We start from the raw sequence: 20335 nt of genomic DNA, 5'->3' as shown, positions 1-20335 counted from the left end.
TACACGTTCGCGTACGGTCACTTTCTAGGGGACTGCCGATATGGACAGGCCGCTGCACACGGTGAGGACACCTCAACAACTGGCACCGCTGATGCGTGCGTTCAGGCGCCAGGCGGGCCTGAGCCAGGCGCAGTTGGCGGCACAGCTCGGCATAAGCCGCCAGGCAGTAGGCGCATTGGAGCGCGACCCGGCATCGGCAAGCTTCGAACGGCTGATGCGGGTCTGGGCAGTGCTGGGTCTGGAAGTCAGATTGCAGCAGCGAAGCCCCCCGGAGACAACGTCAACGTTGGAGTGGTGAGCCATGGGTACGCTGCGGGTCTGGATGAATGGTGTCGAGGTCGCGCTCTGGGATGATGTCCGGGGCGGATCTTCCCGGCTTTCGTACGTCGACTCGTGGATCAGCTCCGCCCAGTCCCGGCCGTTGTCACTCTCACTGCCCCTGCTCCCGGAGGGTGAGAGCCATCGGGGCGATGTCGTCAACAACTACTTCGACAACCTTCTTCCCGACAACGCCGTCATCCGCAACCGGATCCGCGACAGGTTCTCCACGCGCAGCAGCGACACATTCGATCTTCTCGAAGCCATTGGCCGGGATTGCGTCGGCGCAGTGCAACTGCTGCCGCTTTCGCATACACCGGGGGACATCCAGCAGATTACGTGCGAAGCGTTGGACGAATCAGGCGTCGCTGCGATCCTGCGTCAGGTGACGGGAGGGAATCTACCTGGCGCACCCACCAGTGATGATGCGTTCCGCATATCCATCGCCGGTGCGCAGGAGAAGACGGGACTTCTGCTGCATGCTGGCCAGTGGTGCATTCCTACCGGCAGTACCCCATCCACCCATATCTTCAAGCTGCCGCTTGGCATTGTGGGCAACATGCGGGCGGACATGCACCAATCCGTCGAGAACGAATGGCTGTGCATGCAACTGCTTTCCGCCTTTGGAATCCCCGTTGCGAATACGCAGATGGGACGCTTCAAGGACGAACGCGCTTATTGTGGAGCGATTCGACCGCCGCCTTTCTGCGGATCGCCGGTGGTGGCTGCGGCTGCCGCAGGAAGACATGTGCCAGGTCTTCGGTCTGCCCGCTGCCAGGAAGTATGAATCCGATGGCGGCCCAGGCATCGTGACCATCATGGATCTGCTTCGACAATCCGAGCATTTCGAGGATCGGGCGACCTTCTTCAAGACGCAGATTCTTTTCTGGATGTTGGCTGCAACCGATGGACATGCCAAGAACTTCAGTGTCTACCTCGAAGCCGGTGGACGCTTCCGCCTGACACCCGTCTACGACGTATTGTCGGTGCATCCCATCCTGGGTAGGGGGCCAAACCAGCTCGACCCGCGGAATGCACAGCTCGCCATGTCCGTCCAGGGCAAGACTCGCCACCGGAAGCTGCACCTTGTGCGACGACGCCATTGGAACGAAACCGCACGCGCCTGTGGTGTCGCTGATGGTGCGGAGCCGTGGATCGAAGCGCTGATCGCAGCCGTCGAACCCGCCATCGAGCAGGTCACGCGTCAGCTCCCAAGTGATTTCCCCGTAAACGTGTCCGAACCCATTTTCAACGGGCTGCGCGCTGCGGCGGCACGCCTTTCCAGCATGTCGCCGGACGCCTGATCACCCCAGCCGCCACAGCAGCAACCGGTTGTTGGCCGGCATCGCCACATCACCCAGGCGGGTGAAGCCGTTGTCCGCCGCCAGCGCCTGCACCGCTTCCACATCGCGGATGCCGCTGCGTGGATCACGCGCCTTCAGCCAGGCATCGAACTGCGCGTTGCTGTCGCTGGTGTAGCGACCGCCGTAGTTGAACGGGCCGTACACCGCCAGCAGCGCACCATGCCGCAGCACCGACGGCAGCGCGGCGAACAGCGCCTGCACATGCTCCCAGCCCATGATGTGCAACGTGTTGGCACTGAATGCGGCATCGAACGTGCTGCCCTCGGGCAACGACAGGCCCGGCGCCGGGGGGAGTTCCACCTGCAGTGCCACCGGCGGCAGCAGATTCAGCAACGCCGCCTCCGCGCGCCAGGCCTCGATGCCGGGCAGATGGTCCGGATGATCGCTGGGCTGCCAGCGCAGCCAGGGCCAGCGCTCGGCGAAGAACGCCGCGTGCTGGCCGGTGCCACTGCCGATCTCCAGCAGCCGATGGCGGTCGCCCATCCACGGGTCGAGTGCGGTGGCGATGGGTTCGCGGTTGCGCTCGCAGGCTTCTGAATACGGCTTGCTCGACATCAGGACGGGGTCCGGGCGGGGTCGGCTCCATTGTGCACGAGGGGGGTGTTCTGAGCAGGGCTGCGCCCTGCACCCGCAGAAGCGACGGCAAAGGCCGAAGCGACGTCAAAAGCGGACTTCCGGTGGGATGGCGGGGTGGGTCCGATTGAGGGGGACGCTGCAAGTACGTCCATGTAAGCTCGGTCGCCGCATCCATGCGGCTCACGCCCCCTCAACCGGACCCACCCCGCCTTCGACAGACTTCCGTGATCTGCCGGAACGGCGTACGGCCTTGGTGGGTGCCGACCGTTGGTCGGCACGGATGAGTTCATTCGATATCTGACAGATGTGCCGACCAACGGTCGGCACCCACCAACGGCCACCGGCCAGCTGTCAGAGGCGGGGCGGTGTGGGTGGGCAGGACCGTTGGCGCCATGGATGGCGCCATCGAGCCCCCATGGATGGGTTAACGGCGTGTCCTGCCCACCCACACCGCCCCGCCATCCCTCAGCAAGCCCGCTGTTGCTGTAGCTGTAGCTGTTGCTCCGGCTCTGAGCAGGTGCAGGGCGCAGCCCTGCCGAAACCCTCCCCAACCATGACTGCAGTCACTTGTCCCCACGCCCCGCGCTGGCGAAAGTCGAGGAGTTGACGTGATCGGTCCGGCCCGTTGCCAACCGCACGCAAGCGAGAGAGAGAAACGCTGTGCAACGACGTGAGTTCCTGGCTTTTTCCGGTCTGGGCCTGGCGGGCCTGCTGCTGCCGCATTCCCGTGCCATCGCCGCCGAGCAGCTGCTCGCCCCGGTCGATACCGCCCAGCGCAGACGCCTGGCGGACGTTGCGCTCGCCGCCGCACGCACAGCCAAGGCCAGCTACTGCGACGTGCGCATCGGCCGCTATCTCAACCAGTCGGTCATCACCCGCGAGCACCAGGTCGGCAATGTGACCAACCGCGAATCGTCCGGTGTCGGCGTGCGGGTGATCGTCAACGGCGCCTGGGGCTTTGCCGCTACCCACCAGCAGACCGAGGCTGCCGTGCGCGCAGCGGTCGAGCAGGCCGCAGCGATTGCCCGCGCCAACGCCGGCATCCAGACCCGGCCGGTGCATCTGGCACCGACGCCGTCGGTGGGCGAGGTGCGCTGGCAGACCCCGGTGCGCAGGAACGCGATGGCGGTGCCGATCCAGGACAAGGTCGAGCTGTTGCTGGCACTCAACGCCGCCGCGCTGAATGCGGGCGCCGACTACATCAATTCCACCCTGTTCCTGGTCAATGAACAGAAGTACTTCGCCTCCAGCGACGGCTCGTTCATCGACCAGGACATCCATCGCATCTGGCTGCCGTTCACTGCCACCGCCATCGACAAGGCCAGCGGCAGGTTCCGCACTCGTGCCGGCCTGTCCTCGCCGATGGGCATGGGCTACGAGTTCCTCGATGGCGATGCGCGCGGCAAGGTGCAGCTGCCCGGTGGCATCACCGCCTACCGCGATTCCTACGACCCGGTCGAGGACGCCATCGCCGCCGCCCGCCACGCGCGCGAGAAGCTGAAGGCGCCGTCGGTGAAGCCGGGCAAGTACGACCTGGTGCTGGACCCGTCCAACCTGTTCCTGACCATCCACGAGAACGTTGGCCACCCGCTGGAGCTGGACCGCGTGCTCGGCTACGAAGCCAACTACGCCGGCACCAGCTTCGCCACGCTGGACAAGCGCGATGCCGGTTTCCGCTGGGGCAGCGACATCGTCACCTTCTTCGCCGACAAGACCCAACCGGGCAGCCTCGGTGCGGTCGGCTACGACGACGAAGGCGTGAAGACCCAGCGCTGGGATCTGGTGCGCGACGGCATCCTGGTCGATTACCAGGCCACCCGCGATGAGGCCCACATCCTCGGCCGCGATGCCTCGCATGGCTGCAGTTACGCCGATTCCTGGTCCAGTGTGCAGTTCCAGCGCATGGCCAATGTCTCGCTGGCGCCGGGCAAAAAGCCGCTCAGCGTCGAAGACATGATCAAGGACGTGGAGAACGGCATCTACATCCACGGCCGTGGGTCGTATTCGATCGACCAGCAGCGCTACAACGCGCAGTTCGGCGGCCAGCTGTACTACCAGATCAAGGACGGAAAGATCGCCGGCATGGTCGAGGATGCGGCCTACCAGATCCGTACGCCGGAGTTCTGGAACGCGTGCACCGCGATCTGCGATGAGCGTGACTTCCGCCTGGGTGGTTCGTTCTTCGACGGCAAGGGCCAGCCCGGCCAGGTCTCGGCGGTCTCGCACGGTTCGTCCACCACCCGCTTCAACGGCATCAACATCATCAACACCGCGCGCAGTCTCGGCGCTTGAGCCACCCATCCTTCGACATGGAGAGCAGCCTTGCAAAGACGTGACTTCCTGGCCCTGACCGGGCTTACCGCGGGCGGGCTGATCGTGCCCTCCTTCTTCGGCAAGGCGATCGCCGCCGAACAACTGCAGAGCACGCTGGACCTGGGGCTGAAGAAGCGCCTGGCCGATGCGGCGCTGGCCGCTGCCCGCCAGGCCGGTGCCACCTACTGCGACGTGCGCATCGGCCGCTACCTGCGGCAGTTCGTGATCACCCGCGAGGACAAGGTGCAGAACGTGGTGAACACCGAGTCCACCGGCGTGGGCATCCGCGTGATCGTCAACGGTGCGTGGGGCTTCGCCGCCACCAATGCGCTGGGTACGGCCGATGTAGCCAAGGCCGCGCAGCAGGCCGCAGCAATCGCCAAGGCCAATGCCGGCGTGCAGACCGCACCGGTACAGCTGGCCAAGGCGCCGGGCGTGGGTGAGGTGAGCTGGCGCACGCCGATCCGCAAGAATGCGATGGAAGTGCCGATCAAGGACAAGGTCGGCCTGCTGCTGGACGTCAACGCTGCGGCGATGGGCGCCGGTGCCAGCTTCGTCAACTCGATGCTGTTCCTGGTCAACGAGCAGAAGTACTTCGCCTCCACCGATGGCTCTTACATCGACCAGGACGTGCACCGCATCTGGGCCCCGATGACGATCACCGCCATCGACAAGGCCAGTGGCAAGTTCCGTACCCGCGAAGGCCTGTCCTCGCCGATGGGCCTGGGCTACGAGTACCTGGACGGTGCGGCTGCCGGCAAGGTGGTCAGCCCGAATGGCGTGGTCAACTACAGCTCTTCCTACAACATGAAGGAAGACGCGATCGCCGCCGCCAAGCAGGCGCAGGAGAAGCTGAAGGCTCCGTCGGTGAAGCCAGGCAAGTACGACCTGGTGCTCGATCCGTCGCACACCTGGCTGACCATCCACGAGTCGATCGGCCACCCGCTGGAGCTGGACCGCGTGCTCGGCTACGAAGCCAACTACGCCGGCACCAGCTTCGCCACCCTGGACAAGCGCGAACAGCATTTCCAGTACGGCAGCGAGCTGGTCAACATCTTCGCCGACAAGACCCAGCCGGGCAGCCTCGGTGCGGTGGCGTACGACGATGAAGGCGTGAAGTGCAAGCGCTGGGACCTGATCAGCAACGGCAAGCTGGTGGATTACCAGACCATCCGCGACCAGGCCCACATCCTCGGCAAGACCGAGTCCGACGGCTGCTGCTACGCCGACTCGTGGTCCAGCGTGCAGTTCCAGCGCATGGCCAACGTGTCGATGGCACCGGGCAAGAAGCCGCTGAGCGTGCCGGACCTGATCAAGGACGTGGAGAACGGCATCTACATCATCGGTGATGGTTCGTTCTCGATCGACCAGCAGCGCTACAACGCGCAGTTCGGCGGCCAGCTGTTCTACGAGATCAAGAACGGCCAGATCACCCGCATGCTGGAAGACGTGGCCTACCAGATCCGCACACCGGAGTTCTGGAACGCCTGCACCGCCGTCGCCGACGAGAGTGACTACCGCCTGGGCGGTTCGTTCTTCGACGGCAAGGGCCAGCCGGGCCAGGTCTCGGCGGTCTCGCACGGTTCGTCGACCGCGCGCTTCAACGGCATCAACGTCATCAACACCGCACGCAGCCTCGGCTGATCGGTCAGGAGCCCTTACACCATGAGTATCTTCACCGAAGCCCAGGCCAAGGCCATCCTCGACAAGGTCATCGCCCTGTCCAAGGCCGACGAATGCACCGCCGTGCTGGCCGGCGCGATCAGCGGCAACATCCGTTTCGCGCTGAACAACGTCTCCACCAGCGGCATCGTCGACAACACCGAGCTGGCGGTCACCGTCGCCTTCGGCAAGCGCGTGGGTACCGCCTCGATCAACGAGTTCGACGATGCCGCGCTGGAACGCGTGGTACGCCGCGCCGAAGACCTGGCGCGCCTGGCGCCGGAGAACCCGGAGTTCATGCCGGCCATCGGCAAGCAGAGCTACCGCGCCAGCCCGACCTTCAGCGAATCCACTGCAGCGATCGATCCGGCCTTCCGCGCCAAGGTCGCCGCCGATTCGATCGCCCCGTGCCGTGGCCACGGCCTGATCGCCGCCGGCTTCCTCGAAGACGGCCAGGGCTTCCAGGCCACCGCCAACAGCAACGGCAACTTCGCCTACCAGCGCACCACCAACTTCGATTACACCTGCACCGTGCGTACCGAAGATGGCCGCGGTTCGGGCTGGGTCGGCCGCAACCTGAAGGATGCCGCCGACTTCAAGGCCGACCAGGACATCCGCATCGCCATGCGCAAGGCCACCGAATCGGCCGAAGCCAAGGCGCTGGAGCCGGGCAAGTACACGGTGATCCTGGAACCGGCCGCGGCCGCGGGCCTGATCAGCTTCATGATGAACTTCTTCAGCGCACGCTCGGCCGATGAAGGCCGCAGCTTCCTGTCGAAGAAGGGCGGTGGCAACAAACTGGGCGAGCAGGTCTACGACCCGCGCGTGACCATGATTGCCGATCCGTGGCATCCGGACGCACCGGTGCTGCCGTGGGACGGCGAAGGCATGCCACGCGAGCGCATGGCCATCATCGAGAACGGCAAGATCGCCAACCTGGACTACTCGCGCTTCTGGGCGCAGAAGCAGGGCAAGACCGCCAAGGCTACGCCGGGCAACCTGCTGATGAGCGGTGGCGACAAGAGCACCGCCGAGCTGGTGCGCGGCACCCAGAAGGGCATCCTGGTCACCCGCACCTGGTACATCCGCATGGTCGATCCGCAGACCGTGCTGCTGACCGGCCTGACCCGCGACGGCACCTTCTACATCGAGAACGGCCAGATCAAGCACCCGGTGAAGAACTTCCGCTTCAACGAGTCCCCGGTGATCATGCTCAACAACATCGAAGAGCTCGGCAAGCCGGTGCGCGTGGCCGGTGATGAATCCAGCTACGTGATGATGATCCCGCCGATGAAGCTGCGCGACTTCACCTTCACCTCGCTGTCCGACGCGGTCTGATGGATCGCCGGGCCTGCCTGCGCTGGTTGGCCGCTGCCGCTTCGGCGGCGGCGCTGCCGGCCTTGGCGCAGTCAGGCCCGCGCAGTTCGCGCTACGACTTCTGGTTCACCCGCCTGCAGTACGACTCCGGCGACTGGGATGTGGACGCGCGCATGCCGTCCAACCTGATCACCTCGCTGATCGACTACACCTCGCTGCGCGTGGATCCGCAGGAGCACGTGGTGGCGCTGGCCGACCCACGCATGCTGGAAGCGCCGTTCTGCTACCTGGCCGGGCACACGCTGGTGGAGTTCAACGCCGCCGAGCGGCAGAACTTCGTGCGCTATGTGCGCAATGGCGGCTTCGTCTTCGTCGACGACTGCAACCACGATATCGACGGCCTGTTCGCCACCTCGTTCGAGTCGCAGATGGGTCGCCTGTTTGGTCCCAAGGCACTGCAGAAGCTGCCCAACAGCCACCCGCTGTACCGCAGCTTCTTCCGCTTCCCCGATGGCCCGCCCGCCACCAGCTTCGAACTCAACGGCTGGGGCGACGACCTGGTGCACGACTATCTGAAGGGCATCGAGGTCGATGGCCGCCTGGGCCTGCTCTACAGCAACAAGGACTACGGCTGCGAGTGGGACTACGACTGGCGCAACAAGCGCTTCCTGGCCGAAGACAACACCCGCTTCGGCGTCAACATCGTGATGTACGCGTTGAACAATTGATAGGACCTGCACGCCCATGACCTCCCCCGACCTCGATTCCCTGCTGCCGCGCCTGCACGATCTGCGCGCTGCGCTCGCACGCGCGGTGGTTGGCCAGAACACGGTGGTCGAGCAGCTGCTGATCGGCCTGCTGGCCGGTGGCCACTGCCTGCTGGAAGGTGCGCCCGGGCTCGGCAAGACCCTGCTGGTGCGCTCGCTCGGCCAGGCACTGGAGCTGCAGTTCCGGCGCGTGCAGTTCACCCCGGACCTGATGCCCAGCGACATCCTCGGCACCGAGCTGCTGGAGGAAGACCACGGCACCGGCCATCGCCACTTCCGTTTCCAGCAGGGCCCGATCTTCACCCACCTGCTGCTCGCAGACGAACTCAACCGCACCCCGCCCAAGACCCAGGCCGCGCTGCTGGAAGCGATGCAGGAACGCACGGTCAGCTACGCCGGCACCACCTACGCATTGCCCGCGCCATTCTTCGTGCTGGCTACGCAGAATCCGATCGAGCAGGCCGGCACCTACCCGCTGCCGGAAGCACAGCTGGACCGCTTCCTGCTGCACGTGCTGGTGGATTACCCCAGCGAAGACGAGGAACGGCAGATCCTGGAACAGACCACCGGCGGTGCCACCGACGCTGTGCCGAAGGTGATGGATGCCGAAGCGGTGATCGCGCTGCAGGCCGCAGTACGCCAGGTGCATGTCAGCCCTGATGTGCTGGCCTGGATCACCCGCCTGGTGCGCGCCAGCCGCCCAGGCGAAGGCGCACCCGCGGCGATCAACCAGTGGGTGAAGTGGGGTGCGGGCCCGCGCGCCGGGCAGTCGCTGGTGCTGGCGGCGAAGGCACGCGCACTGCTGCAGGGCCGCTTCGCCGCCACCCGCGAGGATGTGCAGGCACTGGCCGCACCGGTGATGCGCCATCGCCTGCTGCTGTCGTTCGCCGCCGAGGCCGAGCAGAAGCGTGCCGACGACGTGGTCGCCGCCCTGCTGCAGGCCGTGCCGTTCCCGGGTTGAGCCACGCGTGAACGCAGGTGCCCCGCTGACGTTGCCACCGGAACTGCGTGCGCGCCTGCGCCTGCTGCGGTTGCGGCCGCGCCTGGCGAGCGGCGCAAGCGGCATCGGCCAGCACGCCAGCCGCAGCCGCGGTGCGGGCCTCGAATTCGCCCAGTACCGGGCCTACGAACCAGGCGACGAGCTGCGCCAGATCGACTGGAAGCTGTATGCACGCTCGGACCGCTTCTTCGTGCGCGAATCCGAACGCGAAAGCCCGATCACGGTCTGGCTGCTGCTCGATGCCACCGCCTCGGCCGGCCAGGCCGATCGCGCGGCACCACAGCGCACGCGCCTGGACCACATGCGCGGCGTGGCCGCCTGCGTGGTCGAACTGGCCCTGCAGCAGGGCGACCGTTTCGGCCTGCTGGCGATCAACGGCGATGGACCGCAACTGGTGCCCGCAGCGAACGGCGCACGCCAGCGTGACCGCGTGCATCTGCAACTTCATGCGCTGCAGGCCCGCGGTGGCTGGCCTGCGGCCGATCGCCTGCGCCCGCTGTGGGAGCGCGTGCGTCCGGGCGACCTGCTGCTGGCGATCAGCGATGGCTTCGACGAGGCCGGCATCGTGTTGCTGGAGCAGCTGGCCGGCGCACGCCGCGAAGTGGCACTGCTGCAGATCCTCACCGCCGACGAGCGCGACTTCCCGTTCGATGCCGGCCACCGCTTCCGCGATCCGGAAACCGGCGAGGAACTGCTGGGCGATGGTGCGGCGATCCGCGCCGACTACCTGCAGCGCTTCGCCGACGCACGCAGTGCGCTGCAGTCGCGCCTGCAGGCCAGTGGCATCGCCAGTGCCACCGGCTGGCTCGACCAGCCGCTGGATCAACCACTGCAGGCGCTGTTCGGGCGTGGGGGCGGTGCATGATCCTGCTGTTCCCGTTGGGCCTGGCCGCGCTCGCCGCAGGGCTGTTGCCGTTGTTGATCCACCTCGCCCGGCGCCATCCGTATACGCCGCTGGATTTCGCCGCGCTGCGCTGGCTGCGTGCACAGATCCGGCCGCGCCAGCGCATCCGCTTCGATGACTGGCCATTGCTGCTGGTGCGCCTGCTGTTGCTGGCCGCGCTGGCTTTGCTGCTGGCACGGCCTGCGTTGACCGGGCCTGCACCAGCCCCCACTGCGTGGACGGTCGTTGCTCCAGGGCTGGACGCGACCGCTCTGCGCGGCACCGCCGAAGCGGGCAACTGGCATTGGCTGGCGCCGGGCTTCCCGGCCATTGATCAAGTGCCACCTGCGTCCACGGCCTCCCTGCCCAGCCTGCTGCGCGAACTGGACGCGCAGCTGCCCGTTGGCACCGCATTGACCGTGCACGTTCCCGATCCCCTGCCCGGCCTTGATGGCGCCCGCCTGCAGCTGTCGCGCGAGGTGCAGTGGCGCCCGCAGCCGATGCCGGTCACTGCGCAACCGCGTGCCGCAACGTCGCCGCGCCTGCGCGTGCACAGCGATGCTGCGGCCGCTGCCCAGCACTGGTTGAATGCACTGCAGCGCGCGTGGGGCGTGCAGGCGCCGCTCGCTCCTCTGGCCGTGGACGCCCTGCCCGAACGCGGCGAGATCGGCGTGTGGAGCCGCAACGGCGCACTGCCGGCAAACTGGCAGGCGTGGCTGCAAGACGGCGGACGTGTAGTGACTGCCGGCAATCCCGCCGCCAATGCCAGCATCCTGCTGCGCAACACCGAGGGCGCACCGCTGCTGTGGCAGCAACGCATCGGCCACGGTGTCCTGCTATCTCTGCCCGGCGACTGGGATGCCTCAGGCAACGCTGCGCTGCGCGATCCGCAGTTGCCGCGTGCCCTGCTGCTGGCCCTGCAACCGCCTCCGCTGCCGCGCCTCGGCGATGCACATGATCAGGCACCCCAGCGGGCAGCACTGCCTGTGGCAACGCCGCTGCAGCGCGAGCCAACGCCTTGGCTGTTGCTGGCCATCCTGCTGCTGTTCGCGCTGGAACGCTGGATGGCCAGCAGTAGCCGACGCAGGGGGCCCGCATGAACACCCTGCAGCACGCCTGGCAACGCGCGCGCCGCCGCCATGCGCTCGTCACCCTGCTGCAGGGCCTGCCGTGGGCGCTGGCCGCAACGGTGCTGGCGCTGCGCCTGGCGGGCTTCGACATCGCCTGCGTGGTCGGCACGATCGGCCTGCTCGCCTGCGCGGCCTTCGCCACTGCACGTGCCCGCCAGCTGGACCGCCAGTGGCTGCAGCGCCAACTCGATAGCAGTGGTGCCAGCGAGGACAGTGCCGATCTGCTGTTCGCCGATACGCTCACCCTCAATCCGCTGCAGCAGCGCCAGCGCGCACATGTGCTGGCCACGCTGGAACGCGCGATGCCGGAACTGCGTCCGCGCTGGCCGCGTGGGGCATTGGCGCTGTGCTGGATCGCAGGCCTGGCCATCGTTGCGCTGGCACTCGGCTGGCCGCGTTCGAATCCCGGTTCCGCGCCTGCTCGCACGTCGGCGCCAGGCAGTACGGCTGCCGCGGGCCCACTGCACCTGCAGTCCACCCGCCTGCGCATCGACGCACCGGCTTATACCGGCCAGTCCACGCTCACCCAGAACGCACTGGATGCCAAGGTCGCCGCCGACAGCCGGCTGTCGTGGTCCCTGCGCTTCGACCGCGCACCGGACAAGGCATGGCTGCAGTTCCACGATGGTCGCCGGTTGCCACTGAGCGAGCACGATGGACAGTGGCAGGCGCAGGATGTGGCACGCACGCCGGTGCTGTACCGCGTGGTGAGCGAACCGGCACTGGCAGAGACCCGCCTGTATCGGCTGGATGTAGTGGCCGACCGCGCGCCCAGCGTGCGCGTGCTGGAGCCCGCCGCCAGCCTGGTGCTGGGCACGCCCGGGCAACGGCAATGGGCGCTGCGCTTCGAGGCCAGCGACGATTACGGTGTCGCGGCGCAGGCAACACTGTCGATCACCACCACCCAGGGCAGCGGTGAGAACATCACCTTCGCGAAGCGCAGCGTCACGCTTGCCGGCAGCGGCGAAGCCACCGCGCGGCGTTTCGCCCATACCCTTGATCTTGCTGCGCTGGGCGCACAGCCCGGCAACGATGTCATCGCCCAGCTGGAAGTGCGCGACAACCATGCGCCCACGCCGCAGACCGGACGCAGCAGCAGCGTGATCCTGCGCCTGCCCAGCGCCGAAGTCGCACTCGGTGCAGAGCTGGAAGGCCGCATCAAGAAGACCCTGCCGGCCTACTTCCGCAGCCAGCGACAGATCATCATTGATGCCGAAGCGCTGATCCGGCAGCGCCGCACTCTCGCCGCCGAGGACTTCGTGAAGCGCAGCGATGCGATCGGCGTCGACCAGCGCATCCTGCGCCTGCGCTACGGCCAGTTCCTGGGTGAGGAAAGCGAAGGTGCGCCGAAGCCACCGCCGACCAGCGACCTGCCCACCAGCGATACGCCCGCCGCAGACGACCACGATCACGACGACGATCACGACCATGGCGCCGAGGCCGGAGCGCACGATGAGCATGGCCACGATCACGGCGGCAAGGCGTCCAATGCCGATACGCCACCGGTGTTCGGCAGCGCCACCGACGTGCTCTCGGAATACGGACACACCCATGACCACGCCGAGGCGGCCACTCTGCTCGATCCGCAGACCCGTGCCACGCTGAAGGCGGCGCTTGACCAGATGTGGTCGGCCGAAGGCGAGCTGCGCCAGGGCCGCCCGGAGCAGGCGCTTCCGTTTGCCTACAAGGCATTGGGCTTCATCAAGCAGGTGCAGCAGGCCGAGCGCATCTATCTGGCCCGTGTCGGGCCGGAGCTGCCACCGATCGATGAAGGCCGCCGCCTCGGCGGTGACCGTGCCGGGCTGGCCAGTCGTGAACTGCCGCTGGCCGCCCGCACCCCGCCCGATCCGGCCATCGTCGAAGCCTGGCAGCGTCTCGGCGACGACACCGGCGCGCCGGATCTGGACGCGCTCGCGACCTGGCAGCAGCGCAACGCGGCCTACCTGCCCGATGCACTCGATCTGGCTGCGGCCATCGAGCAGCTGCGCATCGAGCCCGGTTGCCAAGACTGTCGCCAGCGCCTGCGCGCACAGTTGTGGCGGGCGCTGCAGCGTCCGCTGCCGCAGGCGATGCGGCGCAGTGCCGCCGATGCGATGGGCCAGCGCTACCTCGACGCGCTGGAGGCGCAGCCATGAACGCCTCCGCTGTGAACCTGTGGATTGCGCTGGCACTCGCCCTGATCGTGGTCATCGCCAGCGTGCGCCAGCTGCGTGGAAACACCGCGCACCCTGGCCGCCGGTGGATCGTGATCGCACTGCAGATCATCGTCGCCGCGCTGCTGTATTTCTGCCTGGTGCCGCCCACCCGCCAGCAACCCGCAGGCGGGCTGGTGGTGCTCGGAACCGATGCCGGCAAGGCCGGCGCGCTCCCGGCCAGCGAAGGCCCGCTGTTGCTTTTGCCCGAAGCTGCCGACATTCCCGGCGCACAGCGCGTTCCTGACCTGGCCACCGCGCTGCGCCAGCATCCGGCGTCCACACTGACACTGGTCGGTGCGGGCCTCGCCGCACGCGATCGCGACGCGGTGTTGCCGCCGGATGTACGTTGGCAGGCCGCACCGGAGCCGCGCGGCTGGATCGCGCTGCAGCCACCGGCCGATGTCGCTCCCGGTGCTCGTTTTGACGTCCAGGCACAGGCGCGTGGCGCGGCCAAAGCGAAAGCAGAGCTGCTTGACCCCGCCGACAGCGTGGTTGATCGCACGGACGTTGCCGAGGACGGGCGCGTGAAGCTCAGCGGCATCGCCCGCGCCGAGGGCCGCAGCGTGTTCCAGCTGCGCCTGCTCGATGCCGACGGCCATGTGGTGGACAGCGTACCGGTACCGCAGCAGACCCTGCCGGCCGCACCGCTGCGCCTGCTGGTGCGCGCCAGTGCGCCGGGTCCAGAGCTGAAGTACCTGCGGCGTTGGGCGGCCGATGCCGGCATCCGCGTGCAGGTGCAGGCCGATACCGGGGCGGGTGTCAGCGTGGGAGATGGCGCGGTCGCGCTGGATGCGGCGTCACTCGCGCGCAGCGATCTGCTGTTGCTGGACGAGCGCAGCCTGGCCGCATTGAGTGCCGGCCAGCTGGCTGCCGTGCGGCAGGCGTTGCGCGAGGGACTGGGCGTGCTGGTACGCAGTGCGGGCGCACCTTCGGCCAGCGCGCCAGCGCCTCCGCGATCTGGGCCTGCCGGTGCAAGGCGATGGCAGCAGCCACGCCCTCGAACTTCCCGGCGACGGCGACAGCGCGGTCCTCGCCGCACGGCGTGGCCCGCTCGCCGCGGGTACGCTGCCGACCGGCTACGGCGAAGAGGCTGACCGCAGCTCGCACAATGCTCCCCTGCCTGCGCTGGAAGCACTCGCGCTGCAGGCACCGGGCAGCACCGCCCTGCTGCAGGATGGCACGGGCAAGGCTGTCGGTGGCTGGCGCGCTGCCGGCAAGGGCCGCATCGGCCTGCTGCCGCTGACCGACAGCTGGCGCTGGGTACTGGCCGGGCGCGACGACCGCCACGGCGAACTGTGGAGCGGCGTGGTGGCCACGCTGGCACGCGCGCAGGGCAGCGCTGATGCGCTGTGGTCACCGCAACCGATCAGCTGGGCAGGCGAACGGCAGGCGCTGTGCGGTGTGCAGGCGCCGCTGCAGGTCTTCAACAAGCGCGGCGACGATGTACCCCTGATCGTCGATGGCGCGACGTCGGCGCTGCGCTGCGCTGGCTGGTGGCCCCGCGAACCGGGCTGGCAGCGCCTGCAGCACGGCGACGTCGTTGTCTGGCGCTATGTGTTCGATCCGAAGGATGCACCGACGCTGCATCGGCAGGCGATGATCGATGCGACCACGCGTGCACTGGCTGCCAGCACGCCGGCAGACGCGTCAGTGATGCAACCCGTGGCAGGCCCACGCTGGCCGTGGTGGCTGGCGTTCGTGTTGTGCGCATCGCTGCTGTGGTGGCTGGAACGGCGACGCTGAGCCCATCGATTGGATCGCGGACAGCATCCACGCATGGCGTGGATCTACTGGCCGGTTGCCCTGGTAGATGCCAACCTTGGTTGGCGCCTTTCCGCGGGGTCAACGCGTGCCGGCGCGCCGGTACACGCCGTTGAAGCGCACGTTCATGCCACCGCATTCGCTGTTGTCGGCCACGATCAGCACCTCCCCCAGCGAATGCACGCGCACCTTGCAGGTGTCCTCTGCAAACTCGACATCGGCACCACGCGGCGCCGCGCGCTTCCACCTGGCCCATGTTCGGCCCGTAGGGACGCTGCTCCGGCGTGGGGTTGGCGGAGGGCCAGTAGGCGTCACCCTCCACATGCAGCTGCCCGCCCTGCACGGTGATGCGCAGGCCGTTGTCGCCGTCCTTCCAGTGGCCCGCCCAATCCTGCAGCGACGGCACGACCACCGGCAACGCCTGCAGCTTGCTGCGGTCCACCCAGCCAGCACTGCCACCCACCTTGTTCGGGAAGAACGCGCAGCGGTAGCGGCCAAGATCACGCCCGGTCACCACGGTATCGCCATTGACCACATAGCTGCGCTGTCGGCAGGCCGGTTCGCCCTTCGCCGGGCAGCCGTCCATGTCGCCAAGCAGGTACAGACGGGGCGCATCGACCACCCGCGCCAGAGCGAACCGGCTCTGTTCAGAGGGAAACGCGCCATTGCGGCAGGCGCCATCATCGGCGATGCCATCGGCGAAGGCGGACGCCGGCAGCAATGCGGCCAGCAGGCAGATCGAACGCAGGAACATGGCAGCACTAGCGGTGGGGAGCCGGCAGGATATACCGGCCTACTTCACCGGCGGTGCATCGCCGGCATCCTGCTCCTGGGAGAACCGCAGCGCACGCTGCTGCTGTTCGGCACTGAGCTCCGGCGGTGGCCGCGCCACGGCGGCCTGGATCTGCGCCGGTCCGCCGGTGAGTTTGTTGATCCCCTTGGCCGCCGCCATCACACCCTTGACCACGCCCATCATGATGTAGCCACCGCCCATGCTGACCTGCTCCGGCGACGGCGGTTCGCTCCAGTCGCGACTGAAGCGGTTGTCGCCGAACTTCACCGGGTTCTTGAAACGGTACAGATCCAGCGGCTCGTCTTCGGGCTTGAGCGCACGCACTTCGCCAAGGGTGGTGACGTTGTCCTGCGGCAGGGTGGTGGAGATCGGCGCGGTGGTTGCCGCCGGCGCATCTGCAGGAGGTTCGGGCGCTGGGTCGGGCACCGCTACCGGCGTGGCCTGCTGCGCCTGCGCGATACCGGCCAGCAGCATGCTGGCCAGGACGGCTCCCTGCGTTCCACGTCGTGCCACAGCCATCCACCCTGTTGGTTGCGTCCAGCACCCAAGGATACGGATGCCGGCTTCAGATTTCGTTGCTGCACTGGCAGCTGTTCAGCCAGGGGAGATGCGGCGACGCCACGGGACGCGAGCACTGAACGGTTCATGCCCTTGGTGTGCGGTGTCTCACATCCTGAGACGTGAGTGTGGTGCCATGTGACCCCTCGCAATCCGTCCCGGCTCCACTTTCCATGGCTTACGAACTCGCCAAGCGCACCGCCGATGCCGAGCAGAAGCTCGCCACCCGCGATGGCCTGCCCGCCCGCGACGGCGCGCTGCTCAGCGCGCCTGCAGCGCCGCTACCAGGACCGCATCACCGGCAGCTTTGCCATTCCCGGCCGCGAAGGCCGCTATGCGCCCATTCCCGATTCGGTTCCGCCGGCCCTGGCTGCCGCCCTGAAGGCGCGTGGCATCGAACAGCTCTACAGCCACCAGGCCGAGGCCTGGAACGCCAGCCAGCGCGGCGAGCACGTGGCCATCGTCACCCCCACCGCCAGCGGCAAGTCGCTGTGCTACACCCTGCCGGTGGTCAGCGCGGCGATGCAGGACAAGGCCAAGGCGCTGTACCTGTTCCCGACCAAGGCACTGGCCCAGGACCAGGTGGCCGAGCTGCTGGAACTCAACCGCGCTGGCGACCTCGGGGTGAAGGCCTTCACCTTCGATGGCGACACTCCCGGCGATGCGCGCCAGGCCATCCGCCTGCACGGCGACATCGTGGTGTCCAACCCGGACATGCTGCACCAGGCGATCCTGCCGCATCACACCAAGTGGGCGCAGTTCTTCGAGAACCTGCGCTACATCGTCATCGACGAGGTGCACACCTATCGCGGCGTATTCGGCAGTCACGTCACCAACGTGCTGCGCCGGCTCAAGCGCATCTGCGCGTTCTACGGCGTGCAACCGCAGTTCATCCTGTGCTCGGCCACCATCGGCAACCCGCAGGCGCATGCCGAGGCGCTGATCGAGGCACCGGTCACCGCCATCACCGAATCCGGCGCGCCCAGCGGGCCCAAGCAGGTGCTGCTGTGGAACCCGCCGGTGATCAATCCGGACCTGGGCCTGCGCGCCTCGGCACGCTCGCAGAGCAACCGCATCGCACGCATTGCGATCAAATCCGGGCTGAAGACCCTGGTGTTCGCGCAGACCCGCTTGATGGTCGAGGTGCTGACCAAGTACCTGAAGGACATCTTCGACCACGACCCGCGCAAGCCGCCGCGCATCCGCGCCTACCGTGGCGGCTACCTGCCCACCGAGCGCCGCGAGACCGAGCGTGCGATGCGTGCCGGCAACATCGACGGCATCGTCAGCACCTCGGCACTGGAGCTGGGCGTGGATATCGGCAGCCTGGACGTGGTCATCCTCAATGGCTACCCCGGCAGCGTGGCCGCCACCTGGCAGCGCTTCGGCCGCGCCGGCCGCCGCCAGCAACCGGCGCTCGGGGTGATGGTGGCCAGTTCGCAGCCGCTGGACCAGTACGTGGTGCGGCATCCGGACTTCTTCGCCGAGGCCTCGCCCGAGCACGCGCGCATCGCGCCGGACCAGCCGCTGATCCTGTTCGACCACATCCGCTGCGCAGCTTTCGAGCTGCCGTTCCGGGTCGGCGATGGCTTCGGCCCGATCGACCCGGAAGTGTTCCTGGAAGCGCTGGCTGAAACCGAGGTGATCCACCGCGAGGGCGAACGCTGGGAATGGATCGCCGACAGTTACCCGGCCAACGCGGTCAGCCTGCGTGCGGTGGCCGATGGCAACTTCGTGGTGGTCGATCGCAGCGATGGCCGCCAGCAGATCATCGCCGAAGTGGATTACTCCGCCGCCGCGCTCACACTGTACGAGGGCGCGATCCACATGGTGCAGTCCACGCCCTACCAGGTGGAGACGCTCGACTGGGACGGCCGCAAGGCCTATGTCACCCGCACGCATGTGGATTACTACACCGACAGCATCGACTTCACCAAGCTCAAGGTGCTGGACCGCTTCGACGGCGGCGTGGCCGGGCGTGGCGATTCGCACCATGGCGAGGTGCACGTGGTGCGCCGCGTGGCCGGCTACAAGAAGATCCGCTACTACACCCATGAGAACATCGGCTACGGCCCGGTGAACCTGCCCGACCAGGAACTGCACACCACTGCGGTGTGGTGGCAGCTACCGCAGGCACTGCTGCTGCGCGCCTTCGCCAGCAAGCAGGATGCGCTGGATGGCTTCCTCGGCGCCGCGTATGCGCTGCACATCGTCGCCACCGTAGCGGTGATGGCCGATGCGCGTGACCTGCAGAAGTCGGTGGGCAACGGCGATGGTTCCTGGTTCGCGATTGCCGACCAGAGCGGCCGCGGCCAGCTGCGCGGCAGCGAGGGTGATCCCGGTGTGGTGGAGCTGCTGCAGGAGTTCGTGCCCACCGTGTATCTGTACGACAACTTCCCCGGCGGCGTCGGCCTGAGCGAACCGCTGTGGCAGCGCCAGGCCGAGCTGGTGCAGCGCGCGCGCGAACTGGTGCAGCGCTGCGACTGCAAGGCCGGCTGCCCGGCCTGCGTGGGCCCGGTGCTGGCCGCGCAGGAAGAGGATGACACCTCGCCGCGCGCGCTGGCGCTGCGCGTGCTGGACCTGTTCGATGGCGAGGCCTGCCGGCACGTGCCCGACGTGGTGGTGACCACGCGCGATCCGATGGAGCTGCTGGCACCGTGAGCCTGAGCCTGGACAAGCTGCGCCTGCTGCGGAAGCAGGCCGGTGACCCGAAGGCAGTCACGCCGGCTGCGCCCGAGCCGCCGCCCGCAGCGCCGGCACCGGTTGCCGCCAATGATGCGCGGCAGCCACCGGCCGAGCGTTCGGTGTTCGCCTGGGTCGAACAGGAAGTCCGCCACAAGCCAACCGGCGCTGCGGCCTCCACACCGGCACCCGCACCGCTGCGTCGGCCGGAAGTGGGCAGCCTGCATCGCCTGCTCGGCCTGCGTTCGCGGGGTGGAGCCGCGCCGGCACGTGCCAGCGCGCAGGATCGCCAGCTGCCCGGTGAGGAGATCGCACCGGGCCTGTTCCTGATCGAATCACTGCTGTCGCAGCCGATTCCGTCGCAGCCGCTATCGCTGGATTTCGCCCGCCGCGAAGGCGAGCACGTGGCCCCACGCGATCTGCTGTTCTTCGATACCGAAACCACCGGCCTGGCCGGCGGCACCGGCACCCGTGCCTTCATGATCGGTGCCGCCGACTGGCATGTGTGCCCGCAACGCGGTGAAGGCCTGCGCATCCGCCAATTGTTGATGTCAACGATGGCCGCCGAGGACGCGATGCTGGCCACCTTCGCCCGCTGGCTGCAGCCGTCCACCGTGTTCTGCAGCTACAACGGCCGCAGCTACGATGCGCCCCTGTTGAAGGCACGCTACCGGCTGGCCCGCCAGCGCTGCCCGATCAGCGCGCTGGATCACGTCGACCTGCTCTATCCCACCCGCCGCCGCTATCGCGGCACGTGGGAGAACTGCAAGCTGTCCACCATCGAACGCCAGCTGCTGCGCGTGGTGCGCGAGGACGACCTGCCCGGTTCTGAAGCGCCGGGCGCATGGCTGCGCTTCCTGCGCGGCGGCGACGCGGTGAACCTGCGCCGGGTGGCCGACCACAACCACCAGGACGTGGTGACCCTGGCCCTGCTGCTGCAGCGGCTGGTACGGGAAGAACAACGTGAGCGCGAAACCCTGGCGCTGGTCGGGCAGTAGGCGTTGACGCAGCCTGAC

The 20335-nt window shown here is 67.7% G+C and carries 12 protein-coding genes and 4 pseudogenes; 13 read left to right on the top strand and 3 right to left on the bottom strand.

From position 1 onward, the window contains the following. Window positions 1–40 precede the first annotated feature (40 nt). Both ACZK2V_RS00460 and ACZK2V_RS00455 read left to right on the top strand, forming a co-directional pair. The gene (locus tag ACZK2V_RS00460; protein WP_004134030.1) at window positions 41–298 is read left to right on the top strand and encodes a helix-turn-helix domain-containing protein; all 258 of its coding nucleotides are present in this window, start codon (window positions 41–43) and stop codon (window positions 296–298) included. A 3-nt stretch (window positions 299–301) separates the two neighbouring features. Further along, window positions 302–1622 (top strand): annotated as a pseudogene (locus ACZK2V_RS00455) (type II toxin-antitoxin system HipA family toxin). Here the strand turns inward: ACZK2V_RS00455 and ACZK2V_RS00450 are convergent. Next, complete coding sequence (locus ACZK2V_RS00450; RefSeq protein ID WP_049462868.1) at window positions 1623–2237, bottom strand: DUF938 domain-containing protein; 615 nt, start codon at window positions 2235–2237, stop codon at window positions 1623–1625. A 681-nt stretch (window positions 2238–2918) separates the two neighbouring features. On the opposite strand from ACZK2V_RS00450, the gene ACZK2V_RS00445 reads away from it, so the two are divergent. The 9 genes and pseudogenes from ACZK2V_RS00445 to ACZK2V_RS00405 all read left to right on the top strand — a co-directional run bounded on the left by ACZK2V_RS00445 (window position 2919) and on the right by ACZK2V_RS00405 (window position 15268). Next, window positions 2919–4550, top strand: a complete 1632-nt coding sequence (locus ACZK2V_RS00445) for a TldD/PmbA family protein (RefSeq protein WP_486322888.1) — start codon at window positions 2919–2921, stop codon at window positions 4548–4550. A gap of 30 nt (window positions 4551–4580) precedes the next feature. After that, window positions 4581–6215: a TldD/PmbA family protein gene (locus tag ACZK2V_RS00440; protein WP_107432582.1), complete on the top strand. Its 1635-nt coding sequence runs from the start codon at window positions 4581–4583 to the stop codon at window positions 6213–6215. A gap of 21 nt (window positions 6216–6236) precedes the next feature. After that, window positions 6237–7571, top strand: a complete 1335-nt coding sequence (locus tag ACZK2V_RS00435; protein ID WP_019336350.1) for a TldD/PmbA family protein — start codon at window positions 6237–6239, stop codon at window positions 7569–7571. Further along, window positions 7571–8278 carry a DUF4159 domain-containing protein gene (locus tag ACZK2V_RS00430; protein ID WP_049422407.1) on the top strand — a complete coding sequence of 236 codons (708 nt, stop codon included), beginning with the start codon at window positions 7571–7573 and terminating at the stop codon, window positions 8276–8278. The genes ACZK2V_RS00435 and ACZK2V_RS00430 overlap by 1 nt, the downstream gene beginning before the upstream one ends. Before the next feature lie 16 nt (window positions 8279–8294). Further along, window positions 8295–9278, top strand: coding sequence for an AAA family ATPase (locus ACZK2V_RS00425; protein WP_164090252.1), 984 nt, complete (start codon window positions 8295–8297; stop codon window positions 9276–9278). Window positions 9279–9285: 7 nt separating this feature from the next. Next, window positions 9286–10182 carry a DUF58 domain-containing protein gene (locus tag ACZK2V_RS00420; protein WP_486322887.1) on the top strand — a complete coding sequence of 299 codons (897 nt, stop codon included), beginning with the start codon at window positions 9286–9288 and terminating at the stop codon, window positions 10180–10182. Then, window positions 10179–11300: a BatA domain-containing protein gene (locus tag ACZK2V_RS00415; protein ID WP_486322886.1), complete on the top strand. Its 1122-nt coding sequence runs from the start codon at window positions 10179–10181 to the stop codon at window positions 11298–11300. Before ACZK2V_RS00420 ends, ACZK2V_RS00415 begins: the two co-directional genes overlap by 4 nt. Next, window positions 11297–13465: a hypothetical protein gene (locus ACZK2V_RS00410; RefSeq protein WP_486322885.1), complete on the top strand. Its 2169-nt coding sequence runs from the start codon at window positions 11297–11299 to the stop codon at window positions 13463–13465. The genes ACZK2V_RS00415 and ACZK2V_RS00410 overlap by 4 nt, the downstream gene beginning before the upstream one ends. Beyond that, window positions 13462–15268, top strand: a pseudogene (locus ACZK2V_RS00405) (hypothetical protein). Before ACZK2V_RS00410 ends, ACZK2V_RS00405 begins: the two are co-directional and overlap by 4 nt. Window positions 15269–15367: 99 nt before the next feature. Here the strand turns inward: ACZK2V_RS00405 and ACZK2V_RS00400 are convergent. Continuing rightward, window positions 15368–16040: pseudogene (locus tag ACZK2V_RS00400) on the bottom strand (hypothetical protein). A 39-nt stretch (window positions 16041–16079) separates the two neighbouring features. Then, window positions 16080–16598: a hypothetical protein gene (locus tag ACZK2V_RS00395; RefSeq protein WP_012509660.1), complete on the bottom strand. Its 519-nt coding sequence runs from the start codon at window positions 16596–16598 to the stop codon at window positions 16080–16082. 212 nt (window positions 16599–16810) lie between these two features. Between ACZK2V_RS00395 and ACZK2V_RS00390 the strand changes: the two are divergent. Together ACZK2V_RS00390 and ACZK2V_RS00385 are read left to right on the top strand one after the other, a co-directional pair. Next, a pseudogene (locus ACZK2V_RS00390) lies at window positions 16811–19298 on the top strand (DEAD/DEAH box helicase). Continuing rightward, window positions 19295–20317 (top strand): ribonuclease H-like domain-containing protein, encoded by a 1023-nt coding sequence (locus ACZK2V_RS00385; RefSeq protein ID WP_486322884.1) that lies wholly within the window; start codon window positions 19295–19297, stop codon window positions 20315–20317. The pseudogene ACZK2V_RS00390 and the gene ACZK2V_RS00385 overlap by 4 nt, the downstream one beginning before the upstream one ends. Window positions 20318–20335 lie beyond the last annotated feature (18 nt).

This window comes from Stenotrophomonas sp. 93052_Sma (genome assembly GCF_056481145.1).
The sequence above is the reverse complement of the archived record's forward strand: the minus strand, read 5'-3'. Positions and strand labels throughout refer to the sequence as shown.

What these genes read in the sequence shown, in the direction of transcription:
- ACZK2V_RS00460 (WP_004134030.1), top strand. Translation starts at nt 41, where the DNA reads ATGGACAGGCCGCTGCACACGGTGAGGACACCTCAACAACTGGCACCG.
- ACZK2V_RS00450 (WP_049462868.1), bottom strand. Translation starts at nt 2,237, where the DNA reads ATGTCGAGCAAGCCGTATTCAGAAGCCTGCGAGCGCAACCGCGAACCC.
- ACZK2V_RS00435 (WP_019336350.1), top strand. Translation starts at nt 6,237, where the DNA reads ATGAGTATCTTCACCGAAGCCCAGGCCAAGGCCATCCTCGACAAGGTC.
- ACZK2V_RS00430 (WP_049422407.1), top strand. Translation starts at nt 7,571, where the DNA reads ATGGATCGCCGGGCCTGCCTGCGCTGGTTGGCCGCTGCCGCTTCGGCG.
- ACZK2V_RS00425 (WP_164090252.1), top strand. Translation starts at nt 8,295, where the DNA reads ATGACCTCCCCCGACCTCGATTCCCTGCTGCCGCGCCTGCACGATCTG.
- ACZK2V_RS00415 (WP_486322886.1), top strand. Translation starts at nt 10,179, where the DNA reads ATGATCCTGCTGTTCCCGTTGGGCCTGGCCGCGCTCGCCGCAGGGCTG.
- ACZK2V_RS00410 (WP_486322885.1), top strand. Translation starts at nt 11,297, where the DNA reads ATGAACACCCTGCAGCACGCCTGGCAACGCGCGCGCCGCCGCCATGCG.
- ACZK2V_RS00395 (WP_012509660.1), bottom strand. Translation starts at nt 16,598, where the DNA reads ATGGCTGTGGCACGACGTGGAACGCAGGGAGCCGTCCTGGCCAGCATG.